Origin of the sequence: Archangium violaceum, from assembly GCF_016859125.1 — a bacterium.
GTDB lineage: Bacteria > Myxococcota > Myxococcia > Myxococcales > Myxococcaceae > Archangium > Archangium violaceum_A.
Map to the genome: position 1 here is coordinate 4664927 of NZ_CP069338.1, position 14254 is coordinate 4679180.

A 14254-nucleotide genomic window follows, 5' to 3' on the forward strand; every position below is an offset into this window, starting at 1 on the left:
GACCGTCGTCAGCAGGCGACGAACGTGCAGCCCAGGGCGCTGGGGCAGGCGTCGATCGCACTGCACGGGATGTCGGTGAACTCAGGCGGGTTACAGCCCCCACGGGGACGGCTCACGCCCCCCACCGCGTCCGACAGCTCGCCTTCGTCGAGTTCGGTCACCGGCCTGCCGGAGGGGAGCTCGGGAAGTGCCGCCCGCTCCTCCGAGGTGAGGCTCGCGCGGAACGCCGGATCCTTCCACGCACGGATGATGGTCTCTACTCGCATGCTGTTCCTCCTGGCTGGCGCTCTCCGAAATGAGAGGACACGTTCAGGAGGATGGAGTTGCCTCATTTTGCTTGTGACGGGTTCGCGAGCTGGCGTCCCACGCTTGAGGTGACGTTCGAGTAGGTTCGCGTCATGATGCCCACCCTACTCGGGAGGGCTCATGGAGCTCCGCATCCAGAACCTGTCCAAGCGCTACCCCAACGGGACCCAGGCGCTCCAGGACGTCACGCTCACCATTCCGCCTGGCATGTTCGGGCTGCTCGGGCCCAATGGCGCGGGCAAGTCCACGCTGATGCGGACGCTGGCCACCCTGCAGGAGGCCGACAGCGGCAGCGCCTTCCTGGGTGACGTCGACATGCTGAAGGACAAGGACGCCGTGCGCCGCGTGCTCGGCTATCTGCCCCAGGACTTCGGCCTCTACCCGAAGGTGACCGCCGAGGACCTCCTCACCCACCTGGCCACCCTCAAGGGCATCTCCAGCGCGCGCGAGCGCAAGCAGGTGGTGGACGCACTGCTGCACCAGACCAACCTCCACCACGCACGCCGCAAGCAGCTCGGCGGCTTCTCCGGAGGCATGCGCCAGCGCTTCGGTATTGCCCAGGCGCTGCTCGGCAATCCCAAGCTGCTCATCGTGGACGAGCCCACCGCCGGCCTCGACCCCGAGGAGCGCGTGCGCTTCCACAACCTGCTGAGTGAAATCGGCCAGGACGTCATCGTCATCCTCTCCACGCACATCGTCTCGGACGTGCGCGACCTGTGCCCGCAGATGGCCGTGCTCAACGGGGGCAGGGTGCTGCTCACCGGCGCGCCCGAGGACATCATCGCCCGCCTGGCGGGCCGCATCTGGAAGAAGTTCGTGGACAAGGCTGAACTTCCCAGATTGCAGGCCGAGCTGCCCGTCATCTCCCACCGGCTGCTGATGGGCCGCACGCTCGTGCACGTCTACAGCCCGGGTGCTCCGGACGCTTCCTTCACTCCGGCTGTCCCGGACCTCGAGGACGCCTACTTCGCCGCCATCAAGGGGCACCTCGCGGGGGATGCCGCGCCCACCCTCCAGGCCACCGCGGGCTGAGGAGCCATCCCCCATGCTCTCCATTGCCCTCTTCGAGCTGCGTCAGCGGCTCAAGATGCTGTCCACCTGGGTGTACTTCGGCGTCTTCTTCTCGCTCGCCTGCCTGGCGATGTGTGTGGCGGGAGGCGCCTTCGAGTCCGTCAATTTCAGCGCGGGGGGCGGCGGCAAGGTGCTCGCCAACTCGCCTTTCGCGCTAGCCTCGCTTCTCTCCCTGCTCGGTTTCGCCGGGGTCGTCATCACTGGCGGAGTGATGGGCCAGTCGGTCTACCAGGACTTCGCCCACGGCACGCACGCGCTCTTCTTCACGGCGCCCATCTCGCGCACCCGGTTCCTGCTCGGCCGCTTCCTCGGGGCCTTCCTCACGCTCGTCGTCATCTTCTCGAGCATCGGCCTGGGGGCCCGCTTCGGCGCCTCGCTGCCCTTCCTGGACCAGACCCTCTTGGGCCCCACCGTGTCCGGTTCGTACCTGCGGCCCTACCTGGTCAGCATCCTGCCCAACCTCTTCTTCACCGGCGCGCTCTTCTTCGGGATGGCCGCGCTCTCCCGCCGCATGCTCCCCGTCTACGTCACCAGCGTGGTGCTGCTCGTGGGCTACCTCGCGGCGGGCCGCCTGCTGCGGGAGCTCGACACGAAGTGGATCGCCGCGCTGGCGGACCCGTTCGGCATGAACGCGCTACGCATGGTGATGGAGTACTGGACGGTGGCGGAGAAGAACTCCCGCCTGGTGCCGCTCGAGGGCTGGTTCCTCGTCAACCGTCTCCTCTGGGTGGGGCTGGGTGCCGCCATGCTTGGCTATACCCTCGTCCGCTTCCAACGCTCCCACGCCTTGACGGGAGGCCGCGCGGAGGCCGTCACCGAGTCCGTGTCCGCCCAGGCGCCGCTCGCGCCTCCCTCCGTCACGCGCGACTTCCGGGACGCCACCTTCCTGCGGCTGCTCCCGCGGCTGGCGTGGCTGGACCTCCAGGAGACGGTGAAGAACGTCTACTTCCTGGTCATGGTGCTGGCCGGCGTCCTCATGGTCTTCGCGGCCTCGAGCACCCTGGGCACCATGTTCGGCACTCCCATCCACCCGGTGACGTACCTGGTGGTGGAGATGGTGGGCGGCGGCTTCAGCCTCTTCCACGTCATCATCATCACCTTCTATTCGGGCGAGCTCATCTGGCGCGAGCGCGACGCTCGCATGCACCAGCTCTACGACGCGCTCCCCGTGCCCGGGTGGCTGCCCTTCCTCTCCAAGCTGCTGGCGCTGATGGGCGTGCAGGTCCTGCTCAGCGCGATGCTGCTCGTCTGCGGCGTGCTGGTGCAGCTCTTCCGCGGCTTCACGGATATCGAGCTCGGCCTCTACCTCACGGACCTCTTCGGCTACCGGCTGGTGGATATGTGGCAGTTGTGTGTGCTCGCGGTGCTCGTCCACGTGCTGGTGAATCACAAGTACGTGGGCCACTTCGTGATGGTGCTCTACCTGCTGGCCGCCACGTTCGCCGCGCAGTTGGGCTTCGAGCACAACCTCTACAACTACGCGGGCGCGCCCGTGCACATGTACTCGGACATGAATGGCTATGGGCCGTTCGTCGCGCAGATGGTGTGGTTCCGCGTGTACTGGGCGCTCGTGGCGGTGGTGCTCGCCCTCGTCATCCACCTGTTCTGGGTGCGCGGCACGGAGAGCGATTTCCACTGGCGGCTGAAGCTTGCCGGCGCGCGGGCCTCGCGCCCGGTGCGGAGGGGGCTGGTCCGGTCCGTGGTGGGGGCCGTGGTCGTGGGCGCCTTCATCTTCTTCAACACCAACGAGCTCAACCCCTTCAAGACGGAGCACGAGGAGCAGACGGAGTCCGCCGACTACGAGAAGAAGTACAAGCCGCTCGCGAAGGTGGCGCAGCCGCGCATCGTCTCGGCGAACGTGCAGGTGGACCTCTTCCCCGAGGAGCCGCGCATGCGGGCCCGGGGCACCTTCGGGCTCGTCAACAAGACGGCCGAGCCGGTGAAGACGGTGTACGTCAACCTGCCGGACGACGTGAAGGTGTACCGGTTGGTGGTGGCGGGCGCCGAGGCTCCGTCCGAGCAGGACTCGCGGCTGGGCTTCTTCACGTACACGCTGCCCGCGCCGCTCGCGCCTGGGGCCTCCGCCGAGCTCCAGTTCGAGCTGGGCCTGGAGCCACACGGCTTCCGCAACAAGGGCGCGGAGACGCGGATCGTGGAGAACGGCACCTTCATCCACCACGACGTGCTGCCGAGGCTGGGCTACCTGGAGGAGCTCGAGCTCCAGGAGGACGAGGTGCGTAAGAAGCAGGGGCTCGCGCCCAAGGCGCGCATGGCCGACGTGAACGACCTGGAGGCCCGGCGCAACACGTACATCGCCTCGGACTCGGATTGGGTCAGCTTCGAGGCCACGGTGAGCACCTCGCCGGAGCAGATCGCCATGGCGCCCGGCTACCTCCTGCGCGAGTGGACGGAGAACGGCCGTCGCTACTTCCACTACAAGATGGACAGTCCCATCCTGAACTTCTACTCGTTCCTCTCCGCGCGCTACGAGGTGAAGCGCGACACGTGGAATGACGTGGCCATCGAGGTCCTCTACCACCCGAGCCACGCGTACAACGTCGAGCGGATGATCCAGGCGGTGAAGGACTCGCTCGACTACTACACGAAGAACTTCGGGCCCTATCAGCACCGGCAGGTGCGCATCCTCGAGTTCCCCCGCTACCAGACCTTCGCCCAGGCCTTCCCGAACACCATTCCGTACTCGGAGAGCATCGGCTTCATCGCGAAGGTGGATCCGGACGACCCGGAGGACGTGGACTATCCCTACTACGTGACGGCCCACGAGGTGGCGCACCAGTGGTGGGCGCACCAGGTCATCGGCGGCAACGTGCAGGGCGCCACGCTCCTGTCCGAGACGCTCTCGCAGTACTCGGCGCTGATGGTGATGAAGAAGAGGTACGGGGAGGCGAAGATGGGGCGCTTCCTGCGCTACGAGATGGATGGCTATCTGCGCGGGCGCTCCTTCGAGCGCAAGCAGGAGATGCCGCTCATGCGCGTGGAGGGCCAGACCTACGTCCACTACAACAAGGGCAGCGTGGTGATGTACGCGCTGCAGGACTTCCTTGGTGAGGACACCGTCAACCGCGCCCTGGCCTCGTACCTGAAGAAGGTGGCCTTTCAGCAGCCGCCCTTCACGAACTCACCGGAGCTGCTCGCCGAGCTGCGCGCGGTGACGCCCGAGCACCTGAGCTACCTCATCCCGGACTTCTTCGAGCGCATCACCCTCTACGAGAACCGGGCCTTGAAGGCCACGTACACCGAGGTGGCCGGCGGGAAGTTCGAGGTGAAGGTGACGGCGAAGGCGCACAAGGTGGAGGCCACCGGCACGGGCGCGGAGTCGGACCTGAAGCTCGCGGACTGGGTGGACGTGGGTGTGCTCGACGCGGAGGGCAAGCCGCTCTACCTGGAGAAGCTCCAGGTGACGAAGGAGGACGTGGAGTTCACCGCGCTGGTGGACGCGCGCCCGGCGAAGGCGGGGATCGATCCCCTCAACAAGCTCATCGACCGCAAGCCGGACGACAACACGGTGACGGTGGAGAAGCTCTAGGCTCAGGCCAGGCCCAGGGCCGGCCCTCCCCGTGCCGCGCTCCGGGCCATTCCCCCCACGACGAGGTGATGGAAGGGCCGGATGGCGTTGAAGTACACCGGTCCGGTCCAGTTCCGGTAGTGCACCAGCGTCACGACGTGGAAGCGCCTCCGGGTTCCGTCGGTTGGCTCCATGACGACGGCGAGGGTGGCCTCCAGGTGCGAGTCCGTCGCCGCCACCACCCAGACGTGCTCCTCCTCCGCGTGGCGCACCGTGAAGAACGAGGCGGCGCTGCCCGGGGCCATGGGGATGTCTTCCGGGCGCAGGTGCTGGGACTTGGGAATGCCGAGCTGCCTCAGCCCCAGCATCCGGACGAAGAGGCGCCGCACTCCATACAGGGCCGTCACCCAGGCGGGCTGGTACGACAGCAGGCCCGCCAGGAAGGCGCGCAGTGAGGCCTCTGATTCCACCGTCTTCACGTCCACGTGGTCCGCTCCTTTCGCGAAGGGGCGCAGCACCTCGGGTAGTGCCTGGGGCGTTCGGGCCTGGAAGAGGACGCGAAGGCCCAGCGGGAAGAACACCCAGGCTCCGGTCTCGAACATGGGGACCACGCAGAAGAGAGCCACGCCGAGCAGCCCCCAGCCGAAGCTCGCCGGGAGCGGGCGGTTCAGCTCGCGCTCCACCCAGTGGCACAGCGCTCCGATGAGAAGCATGAGCCCGCCTGCGGCCAGGAACCAGAAGGCCGCCGCGCGGGCGCTGGTGTCCTCGCCCACGCTGTTGAACACGCCCGCGTGCACCATTTCCAGCAGCGGCTTCCGGTAGACCACCAGCCCCACGACCTGGTGCAGCGCTCCGGTGAGCATCAGCAACGACCCGTTCGTCACCCGCATGTGCGGCCCCTGTTCTCGTCATCGGATACGGTACCGTATCGCGATACGATACCGTATAGTCCCAGGCCGATGTGGACGCCACCCTGGACGTCGGGGAGGGGGTCCGCCAGACTGCGGCGAACGATGAGACGCCTTTCCGCACGCACACCAGCGCCCACGCCCCTCCGGACGCTCGAGGACATCCGCGAGCAGCGCCGGGGCCCGGGGCTCTCGGCCGAGGACTGGGCGGACGCCGCGCTCTGGAGCCTCGCGGACGGCGTCGAGGCCCTCTCGGTGGAGAAGCTGGCCCGGCGGCTCGGGGTGACGAAGGGAGGCTTCTACTGGCACTTCACGGACCGCGCGGAGTTGCTCCAGGCCGCGCTCGCGCGCTGGGAGCAACTGGCGACCACCCAGGTCATCGCCCGGCTGGACGCACTGACAGATCCCCGGGAGCGGCTGTACCAACTCCTGGCGTTGACGTTCGAGGCGGACCCGCACGGGAAGATCGAGGTCGCCATCGTCGCGGGCGCAGCCGCGGATCCACGCATCCAGCCGGTCCTCGCGCGTGTGTCACAGCGGCGCATGGGCTATCTGGTGACGCTGTACCGGGCGCTTGGCCTGCCGGCTCGCGAGGCGCGCCACTGGGCGCTGCAGGCCTATTCCACGTACGTGGGTCTCCTGCACCTGGCGATCTCCAGCCCGGACACGCTGGGGACGAGCCGCGCCCGCGCCGACTACGTCAAGCACCTCACCCGGGCGCTGATTCCGGCGTGAGCGCCAGAGCCGGCCATGCCGCCATCACCGACAGCATCCCCTACGCGGATGCCGCCGTGCCCAGCCTCAGGTCCTTGTTGAGTCCCGCGTCCCGGCTCACGCGCCAGATCTTCTGGTCCAGGTAGTAGTGGTGGAGGGCGAAGCCCCAGATGAACCCCTCCATCAGGTGTCTCAGCGTGAGCCCCGCCGCCAGCGGAATGTGCCAGTCGAAGCGTCCACAACCCGGGTGCGCGCCGAAGCCACAGCCCAGCCCGCGGTACATCAGCGTGAAGGCCACGCCGCAGACCGCGTAAATGATGAAGCGCTGGCTCACCCTGGGGGCCAGTCCGAACGGAGCCGGGTCCACCCCGGCCGCGTGGTAGCGGTTGCGGTGATAGAACCAGACCACGCCGTGGTACTGCACGTTGTGGAACGCCGTCACCGCCACCGCGAACATGATGAAGTCCATGCGCACGGCCACCGACGGCCAGAACACCACCGCCGTCAGCCCCAGCGCCGCGCCCATCATCAGCAGCTTCGGCCCGTTCACCCGCAGCCCCTCGCGCCTGCGCTGCACCTGCCGGGCCGCGTAGAGCGTCACCAGCGCGAGCACCAGCGCGAAGCACGCCCCCGCCAGCACCGGCTCCCAGGTGGGGGCTCCCGTCAGCCCCAGCCGCTTGCGCGCCACCGGATGTGTCACCGCGAAGGCCACGAAGGGCGCCAGCAGCCCCACGTACAGCGTCACGCTGTCGAGCCGCCGGTCCAGGGGCAGCGACTCGCCACCCTTGCGCTGGTACAGCACCATGATGCCGTAGTGCTGCCGCACCACGTGCCAGTACGCCCACAGCGAGGCGAACGTCAGGAAGAGCTCGAAGGGCAAGCGGGTCCCCAGCGCCGCCGACAATCCGAAGAGCAGGGGCCCCGAGGCGAACCACCCCAGGCTGCCCAGGAGCAGACGCCGCCGTGTCCGCCATTCGCGTGCGTCCAGGTACGTGCGGGACACCGTGGCGAACAGGTGCGGCCCGTCCAGCGCCAGCACCCACGCCCACCAGAGGACGAAGCCGCTGACACCACCCAGGACGTGCAGCCCGACCAGCGCGCCGCTCGCGGCGACCCCTCCCAACGTGGAAATCAGATCGTGCCGTCGGTCCACGAGCCAGCCCGTGCGGGCCGGTGTGGGACCGGTGAGAGTGACAGCGGTCATGAATGGCTCCTACGAAGGTGACCAGGATACAACGAGGCGCGGGGCGTCGAGACCCCCGGTTCCTTCGAATCCGGGATGCATCGGACATCTCGTCATGTGACGAGACAGGTAGAGTCGTGCGCTTGACTCGATGGGTTCTCAGGGGGGATACTCATGAGCGGGTGACCAGGTAGGGCGTGGTCGTGCGCAATGACTGACAGGGCGGTCGGAGCGCAATGCGTGTCAGAGGGGCTGGTTAGCCTCGCGAAGGATGGGGGGCGTTGCCGGGGAGAGTGGGAGCAGGTGGATGGGGCGGTCTACGCCGATGGTCTCTCTCGTCTGATCGAGTGCAAACACTGGCGGGAGCCCCTGGACTTCAGCCCGATTGCGAAGTTCAAGGCCCGGGTCGAGCGGCGGCTAGCGGCGACCATCGGGCTGCTGTTCTGCGTGAGTGGGTTCTCCCTGCCCGCGCTGCGCGAGGCTCGAGTGTAGCCCGTGCGCGATGTCTTGCTGTGGCAGAGGAGGGATGTGGAGGAAGCCGCGATGGACTACGAGCTCAAGGGGGAGGACTTCCAATGAATCCGGTCTTGATCGTGCGAGGGAAGGCGATGGTCCTGGTATTCCGCAAGTTGCTCGAGCCGGAATTCGGACGCGAGCTTCACGTGCTCGAGTCGGATCACACTGGAGATGGAGTCTCCCTGGCACGTTCCATCCTCCTCAACCGCAAGTCCATCGTGGCGCTGGTGACCGATGCGAAGCCAGAGGAGCTCCGGCAGACGCACCGCTCCATCGTGTACCTGCTCATCAGCGTGGCCTGCGCGGACCTGTGGAAGGTGGCCTTGCTGGTGCCGCAGATGGAGGTGCTGCTCTTCCAGGAGCGGGGAGTGCTGCGCCAGGTGCTTGGGCGGGAGCCGACGGAGGCGGAGCTGACACGTGGCCAGACCGAGCCCCGGCGCGTCCTGGAGGAGCAGCTCGGGCTCGAGAGCTGGGCGTTGGACGAGGAGCTGTGCCGGCGTCTGGAGACGGTGGACATGAGCCCCCTGGCAGGGCAGCCCGCCGTGCAGCAGGTGCGTCAGTTCTTCCAAGCACACCGCGAGGGGCGCGCCTCACTGCCCTTCTGAATCCAGGACGCACCGGCCCGCCCGCCTGGAGGCCAGACAGACGCTCCCTCTCCTCCAGGTGAGAGGAATGGCTCACATCCCCCACTCATGAACTCAGACCTCTGAACCCAGGAGGTACGACATGAGAACGAGTGGGAGTAGATGGGCATTGGCCTGTTCTTTGGCATTGGCGTCCGGTGGAGCGCTCGCGGGAGCGGGGTGCGCCCACTCCACGCAACGAGAGGTTCCAGGTGAGGCGGCCGGGAAGAAGCACGACTCCAAGCGAGGGTCCCCGCAGCTCCTGAAGCGCTTCCCGGCCATGAACAACCCCGACGTCCGTAGCATCACGGAGCTGGTGGACTTCCGGGGGAAGACCTACTTCGGCCGGAGCCCGGATGCCGGAGGGCCGTCTCTCTGGAAGAGCAATGGCACCGTCAAGGGCACCGTGCTCGTCAAGCAGTTCCCCGAGGTGACCGGTGCCAGCATCCGCGAGTTGACCGTCGTGGGCGATCGTCTCTTCTTCGTGGCGGATGATGGCGTGCACGGAGCCGAGCCGTGGATCAGCGATGGCACTTCTCAGGGCACGCGCATGCTCGCGGACATCACCCCGGGAGCCGCCTCCTCGTCCCTGGAAGAGCTGGCCGCCGTCGGCAACGCCCTGTTCTTCGTGCGCAGGGTTCCCGGGACCGAGGTCCATGAGGAGCTGTGGAAGAGCGATGGCACCGCGGCCGGGACCGTTCGCCTCAAGGACCTGGGCACGGCGCCCAGCGGGGGCATCGCCATCGGGCTGACCGGCTCCGGCGATCGCCTCTTCTTCAGCGGGTTGGATCCAGCGCACGGCCGCGAGCCCTGGATGAGTGATGGCACCGAGGCCGGTACCCGGATGGTCAAGGACATCAACCCGGGGCCCCAGAGCTCCTTCCCCAACTTCCCCGTCTTCGTGGAATCGGGAGTGAACTACTTCGCCGCCACCAACCCCGAGAACGGACGCGAGCTATGGCGGTCCGATGGCACGGAGAGCGGCACGGTGCTCGTGGAGGACATCGTCCCCGGTCCCACGGGCTCCCGGCCGCGGCCCTTCACGTTCTTCAAGGGGCGGCTCTACTTCACCTCGAGCGAGTCGCCCGATGGGGCCCTGCGGCTGCGCACTCTCGTGCCGGGCAATACGAGCTCGGAGCACATCACCGACATCCCCAACCCGTTCGGTCCCGGAGCGCCTCCGCCGAGGGAGCCTCTCGTCATCTACGCGGCGGGGACTGACAACCAGCTCTTCATGACCGTCAACTTCCCCGACCTCACCGCCCCCACCCCTCGGGACGTGCAGCTCTGGCGCACCGACGGCACCGGGGGCGGGACCCGGCTGCTGCACAGGCCGCTGTTCCTCTCGGACCGCTACCCGCCGCCCAACCTCATCCCCATGCGCGACGGCGTCGTCTTCACCGGCTTCAGCCCGGAGACGGGGAACGAGCTGTGGAAGAGTGATGGCACCGTGTCTGGCACGCGTGTGCTGATGGACTTCGTGCCCGGGCCCACCGGCTCGGCGCCCTTGTTCCTGACGCGCTCGGACGGAGAGCTCTTCTTCGTGAACCAGGGCGCCGACCGCGGCGAGCAACTCTGGAAGCTCCCGCTCCACAAGGACCGGCACCACGATCGCCGGGCCGCGCGCTGAACCTTCCACGGTGGAGATACGGCACATGATGGACCAGGAGTATCGAAACGCGCTCATCACGGGCGCTCCGAGCCAGTTGGCGCGCGAGCTGGCGCTATGGCTTGGCGAGAGGGGCACGCGGGTCTACGTCACGGCGCGAAATCAGGAGGAGCTGGAGCCCTACCTCGCGCGGGCCCGGGGCTCGGGTGCCCGGCTCGTGCCGGTGGAGCTGGACACCTCCCGGGTGGAGACGGCACGCGAGCGCCTCCTCGCGCTCGACGAGGAGTGCGGTGGGCTGGACCTGGTGGTGGCCGCGGGCACGTACGAGGAGACGAACGCCCGGGACTTCTCCTGGGAGCGCGCGCGCCACCTCATCGAGACCAACGTCATGGGGGCGGTGGCGCTCCTGTCCGCGGTGCTGCCACGCATGTTGGAGCGTGACCGCGGGCACCTGGTGGGCATCTCCAGCCTGGCCGCGTACCGGGGCCTGGCGGGGCGCTCGGCCTACTCGGGCACCAAGGCCTTCATCTCCAACTTCATGGAGAGCCTGCGCGTGGACCTGAAGGACACCCGGCTGCGCGTCACCTGCGTCTACCCCGGGCACCTGCGCAACCACCATGCGGTGTGGGGCCATTCCGAGCCCTTCACCCTGGACGAGAAGGACGCGGCGGCGCGCATGGGACGGGCCATCCTCCAGGGGAAGGCCCGGTGCGCCATGCCCTGGCAGGCCGCCGCCTTCATGCGTGTGATGCAGGTGTTGCCCGGCGCCCTCTTCGACACGATCGCCCGTCGTATGCGTTGAGGCGGGATCGAGGGCTGGGGAGACCCCCCAGCCCTCTCCGGCCCGCGCAATTCCTCTCGAAAATTCACGGAACGAAAGACGGAGCCGCCCTTCCCTCGTGAAGGCGGCTCCGTCACACGTTCGCTCGGCTCCTTCTGTCTGTGTATCCACACACTGATTTTTCATTCCACCCATTCAGGAAGGAAGCCTCCATGAACCCAGACACCCGGGGTCCCCGCATCACCGCGCACTCGTTCTTCAAGGAGATGCGCTCGTACGGCTACACCTCGAAGCAGATCATCCGGATCATCAACGAGCTGCTCGAGCTCGTCACCACCAGCGTCCGCGAGGAGCGGCGCACCCCCTCCGTCGCGGAGGCCCGGGTGGAGGCGGGGCGCGGCCCGCTGGATGTCCGCTGAAGAGCGCGCGTCACAACACATTCCGCGGCCTTCCATCCGAATGTCCCGGCCAAGACGCGGGACAGGGTTTCCCCCTCGAAGGTCCCCCCCCCCTCACACCGAAATGGTCCATCCATGAAGAACAACACGTCCACGCGTGAAGTCCATCCTACGTTCCTCTGCCTGAGCTCGGCGTTCCCGAAGAATGCCTATGCGCAGAAGGATCTCTACGAGACGTTCGGCAAGGAGATCTACGGCGACATCGCCGCGCTCGAGCGCATCATCCGGCGCGTCCGCGTGAAGCGCCGCTACCTGGCCCTGGACCCGCGCGAGGTGCTGAGCCGCAAGGTCGGGCTCGGTGAGCGCATGGCCATCTTCGAGCGCGAAGTCATGGAGGTGGGAGGGCGCTCGGTGGAGGCGGTGCTGCGTCAGGTGGATCGCGAGTCCATCGGCAGCTTCGTCATGGCCAGCAGCACCGGCTACATCGCTCCCACGCCGGATCTGCTCCTGGCGAGGCAGCACCACCTGCCCGCCCAGCTGCGCCGCACCTTCGTGGGCAACATGGCCTGCAACGGGGGGATGAACGCGCTCAACGTCGCCCTGGACAGCCTGATGGCGCGCCCGAACGAGCGGGTGCTGCTCAATTGCACCGAGTTCAGCTCGCTCCACGTCCGCCCCGAGGAGTCCAGCCGCGAGCAGGTCGTCGTCCACGCCCTCTTCGCCGATGGGAGTGCCTCCACCGTGATGGGCATGGAGCCGCCGGGGGTCGGGCCGCAGGTGCTGGACTTCCACTCCACGCACCTCTACGGCGCGGTCGACCTGATGACGTGGCGGCTGGTGGACGAGGGCTTCCGCATGACGCTCTCGCCCGAGGTGCCCGGCCTCATCGGGGAGCACATCGAGTCGCTCATCGGAGCGCTCACCGCGAAGGCGGGCCTGAGCGCCAGTGACATCAAGCACTGGGCCGTCCATCCGGGTGGGCCGAAGATCGTGGAGGTCATCGGCCAGAAGTTCGGGCTGAGCGACTCCCAGCTCCGCTCCACCTGGCACATCCTCGAGGAGTACGGCAACTGCTCCTCGGCCACCGTCTACCTCGTCCTGGAGGATCTGATCGCCAAGGACAAGCCGCGGCCGGGTGAGTACGGCGTGATGCTCGCCTTCGGCCCCGGGTTGACGATGGAAGGGGCCCTGCTGCGCTTCTGAGGCGCTCCGGGCCTACCGGAAGGTCAGGCCGGTCATGGGGAGCCGGGAGGCCATCATGCGCCGACGCCGGAGGATGGAGCGCAATCCCAGCCACATGGCCACGAGTGACACACCCATCCACACCGCGGCCCAGAGGGGCGCGGGCAGGTACGTGAGCTGCGCCATGGCCTGGGCGTCGGAGACACCGACCTCCAGGCCATAGCCGAACAGGCCCTTGATGTCCTGAAGGGCCATCAGGCACGACAGCGCGGCGATCCACACGATCAGCCCGCGCCTCATCCACACCGGGCCCTTCCACGCGACCAGTCCCAGCAGGGCGCCCATGCCGGCGATGAAGCCGAGCGTGAAGAGTCCATCCGAGCGCGAGGAGCCGGTGGCGAGCGCATGGGCGGCACCGGGGTCGGGCGGGAGCAGGGGCACCCAGAGGACGGCCACACCCACCATCCAGGCGACCAGGCCCCATAGGAGCAGGCGTCCACTGCGCATGCGACCGGCGGCCACCAGCAGCAGGGCTCCGGCGACGGAGGAGCCCACGTAGCCACCGGAGGCGATGAGCAGCTCCTTCCAGAGCGAACCCGTGAGTGAGTGGTAGGTGAGCCCACCCGTGGCCGGGCTGATGGTGACGCTGCCCACGTGTGAGCCCAGGGCCCAGGCGGTGAGGGCGTGTCCGCTCTCGTGCATGAGCGTCACGAGCAGCCGGAAGGGGTACAGCCACACCGTCTGCCAGAGGAAGAGGCTGGCCACGGCGGCGAGCACCAGACACGCCAGCAGGGCGCGGGTGGACATCGGCGGCGGCTCGGGGACGGGTCGCATGACGCTTGGACGCTAACACGGGACTTTTTGTTCCGCGGGTCGTCTCACGGGGAGCGGGCAGGGGAGGGGGTCCCGGGTTGCATGGCACCTCCAGAGCGGGTGTGATGAAGGGGTGAGTCTTCCCGTAGAGCCGCTTTCCTCCGGAGCTCCTTCCCCGGAGAGCCCGCCCCCCGTGACTCCGGTCGCCCCTCGCCCGGCCCGGGATGCGCGCTACGACTGGGCCGCCGAACGCACCTTGCTGGCGTGGGTCCGCACCGGCCTGGCGATGATGGGGTTTGGCTTCGTCGTGGCCCGCTTCGGTGCCTTCCTGCGAGCGCTCGGTGTCACCGCGCCCGGTGCGGTGCTGGACCAGGGCCAGTCCTCCTCCTCGATGGTGGTGGGTCTGCTGATGGTGGCGTTCGGCATCGTGGCCAACCTCGTGGCCGTCCAACGCTACCTGTACAACCACCGGGCGCTCTCGCGTGGGGAGCCCATCGACCCCTCCCCGGCCGGTCCCGCGGCGCTGGCCATCTTCGCCGCGTTGCTCGGGGGCGTGCTGGTGCTCCTGTTGGGGAGGACCCTGCTGAGCTGAGCGCCGCGCCTCCCCCCATGCTGGAGCGGTGG

The 14254-nt window shown here is 67.9% G+C and carries 14 protein-coding genes; 10 read left to right on the forward strand and 4 right to left on the reverse strand.

The features are described 5' to 3' along the window. Window positions 1-8: 8 nt before the first annotated feature. The gene (locus JQX13_RS20115) at window positions 9-266 is read right to left on the reverse strand and encodes a mersacidin/lichenicidin family type 2 lantibiotic (RefSeq protein ID WP_203410568.1); all 258 of its coding nucleotides are present in this window, start codon (window positions 264-266) and stop codon (window positions 9-11) included. Window positions 267-426: 160 nt separating this feature from the next. Here JQX13_RS20115 and JQX13_RS20120 point away from each other — a divergent pair, with 160 nt between their 5' ends. Together JQX13_RS20120 and JQX13_RS20125 are read left to right on the forward strand one after the other, a co-directional pair. Continuing rightward, a complete protein-coding gene (locus JQX13_RS20120; protein WP_203410569.1) occupies window positions 427-1338 on the forward strand; it encodes an ABC transporter ATP-binding protein in 912 nt (303 codons plus the stop codon). Between the two features lie 13 nt (window positions 1339-1351). Beyond that, window positions 1352-4924, forward strand: a complete 3573-nt coding sequence (locus tag JQX13_RS20125; RefSeq protein ID WP_203410570.1) for an ABC transporter permease/M1 family aminopeptidase — start codon at window positions 1352-1354, stop codon at window positions 4922-4924. A 2-nt stretch (window positions 4925-4926) separates the two neighbouring features. On the opposite strand, the gene JQX13_RS20130 is transcribed toward JQX13_RS20125, so the two are convergent. After that, window positions 4927-5793: a DUF6463 family protein gene (locus JQX13_RS20130; protein ID WP_203410571.1), complete on the reverse strand. Its 867-nt coding sequence runs from the start codon at window positions 5791-5793 to the stop codon at window positions 4927-4929. A gap of 123 nt (window positions 5794-5916) precedes the next feature. Here JQX13_RS20130 and JQX13_RS20135 point away from each other — a divergent pair, with 123 nt between their 5' ends. Then, window positions 5917-6546, forward strand: a complete 630-nt coding sequence (locus JQX13_RS20135) for a TetR/AcrR family transcriptional regulator (protein WP_203410572.1) — start codon at window positions 5917-5919, stop codon at window positions 6544-6546. 40 nt (window positions 6547-6586) lie between these two features. On the opposite strand, the gene JQX13_RS20140 is transcribed toward JQX13_RS20135, so the two are convergent. Beyond that, a complete protein-coding gene (locus tag JQX13_RS20140) occupies window positions 6587-7729 on the reverse strand; it encodes a hypothetical protein (RefSeq protein WP_203410573.1) in 1143 nt (380 codons plus the stop codon). Between the two features lie 282 nt (window positions 7730-8011). Between JQX13_RS20140 and JQX13_RS20145 the strand changes: the two genes are divergently transcribed. From JQX13_RS20145 to JQX13_RS20170, 6 genes are all read left to right on the forward strand, one after another. After that, window positions 8012-8200 (forward strand): hypothetical protein, encoded by a 189-nt coding sequence (locus JQX13_RS20145; RefSeq protein ID WP_203410574.1) that lies wholly within the window; start codon window positions 8012-8014, stop codon window positions 8198-8200. An 83-nt stretch (window positions 8201-8283) separates the two neighbouring features. Beyond that, complete coding sequence (locus tag JQX13_RS20150) at window positions 8284-8829, forward strand: hypothetical protein (RefSeq protein WP_203410575.1); 546 nt, start codon at window positions 8284-8286, stop codon at window positions 8827-8829. A 298-nt stretch (window positions 8830-9127) separates the two neighbouring features. Further along, window positions 9128-10477 carry an ELWxxDGT repeat protein gene (locus tag JQX13_RS20155; RefSeq protein WP_203410576.1) on the forward strand — a complete coding sequence of 450 codons (1350 nt, stop codon included), beginning with the start codon at window positions 9128-9130 and terminating at the stop codon, window positions 10475-10477. A gap of 25 nt (window positions 10478-10502) precedes the next feature. Further along, a complete protein-coding gene (locus JQX13_RS20160) occupies window positions 10503-11258 on the forward strand; it encodes an SDR family NAD(P)-dependent oxidoreductase (RefSeq protein ID WP_203410577.1) in 756 nt (251 codons plus the stop codon). 191 nt (window positions 11259-11449) lie between these two features. Then, window positions 11450-11656, forward strand: coding sequence for a hypothetical protein (locus JQX13_RS20165; RefSeq protein WP_203410578.1), 207 nt, complete (start codon window positions 11450-11452; stop codon window positions 11654-11656). 114 nt (window positions 11657-11770) lie between these two features. After that, window positions 11771-12838 (forward strand): type III polyketide synthase, encoded by a 1068-nt coding sequence (locus tag JQX13_RS20170; protein WP_203410579.1) that lies wholly within the window; start codon window positions 11771-11773, stop codon window positions 12836-12838. Window positions 12839-12850: 12 nt separating this feature from the next. Here the strand turns inward: JQX13_RS20170 and JQX13_RS20175 are convergent, their stop codons facing one another. Then, window positions 12851-13624, reverse strand: coding sequence for a M50 family metallopeptidase (locus JQX13_RS20175; RefSeq protein WP_203410580.1), 774 nt, complete (start codon window positions 13622-13624; stop codon window positions 12851-12853). Between the two features lie 199 nt (window positions 13625-13823). On the opposite strand from JQX13_RS20175, the gene JQX13_RS20180 reads away from it, so the two are divergent. After that, a complete protein-coding gene (locus tag JQX13_RS20180; RefSeq protein ID WP_203410581.1) occupies window positions 13824-14222 on the forward strand; it encodes a YidH family protein in 399 nt (132 codons plus the stop codon). Window positions 14223-14254: the final 32 nt, after the last annotated feature.

Coding starts and splice junctions, on each gene's coding strand:
- JQX13_RS20115 (WP_203410568.1), bottom strand. CDS start 266: ATGCGAGTAGAGACCATCATCCGTGCGTGGAAGGATCCGGCGTTCCGC.
- JQX13_RS20120 (WP_203410569.1), top strand. CDS start 427: ATGGAGCTCCGCATCCAGAACCTGTCCAAGCGCTACCCCAACGGGACC.
- JQX13_RS20125 (WP_203410570.1), top strand. CDS start 1,352: ATGCTCTCCATTGCCCTCTTCGAGCTGCGTCAGCGGCTCAAGATGCTG.
- JQX13_RS20130 (WP_203410571.1), bottom strand. CDS start 5,793: ATGCGGGTGACGAACGGGTCGTTGCTGATGCTCACCGGAGCGCTGCAC.
- JQX13_RS20135 (WP_203410572.1), top strand. CDS start 5,917: ATGAGACGCCTTTCCGCACGCACACCAGCGCCCACGCCCCTCCGGACG.
- JQX13_RS20140 (WP_203410573.1), bottom strand. CDS start 7,729: ATGACCGCTGTCACTCTCACCGGTCCCACACCGGCCCGCACGGGCTGG.
- JQX13_RS20150 (WP_203410575.1), top strand. CDS start 8,284: ATGAATCCGGTCTTGATCGTGCGAGGGAAGGCGATGGTCCTGGTATTC.
- JQX13_RS20155 (WP_203410576.1), top strand. CDS start 9,128: ATGAACAACCCCGACGTCCGTAGCATCACGGAGCTGGTGGACTTCCGG.
- JQX13_RS20160 (WP_203410577.1), top strand. CDS start 10,503: ATGATGGACCAGGAGTATCGAAACGCGCTCATCACGGGCGCTCCGAGC.
- JQX13_RS20165 (WP_203410578.1), top strand. CDS start 11,450: ATGAACCCAGACACCCGGGGTCCCCGCATCACCGCGCACTCGTTCTTC.
- JQX13_RS20170 (WP_203410579.1), top strand. CDS start 11,771: ATGAAGAACAACACGTCCACGCGTGAAGTCCATCCTACGTTCCTCTGC.
- JQX13_RS20175 (WP_203410580.1), bottom strand. CDS start 13,624: ATGTCCACCCGCGCCCTGCTGGCGTGTCTGGTGCTCGCCGCCGTGGCC.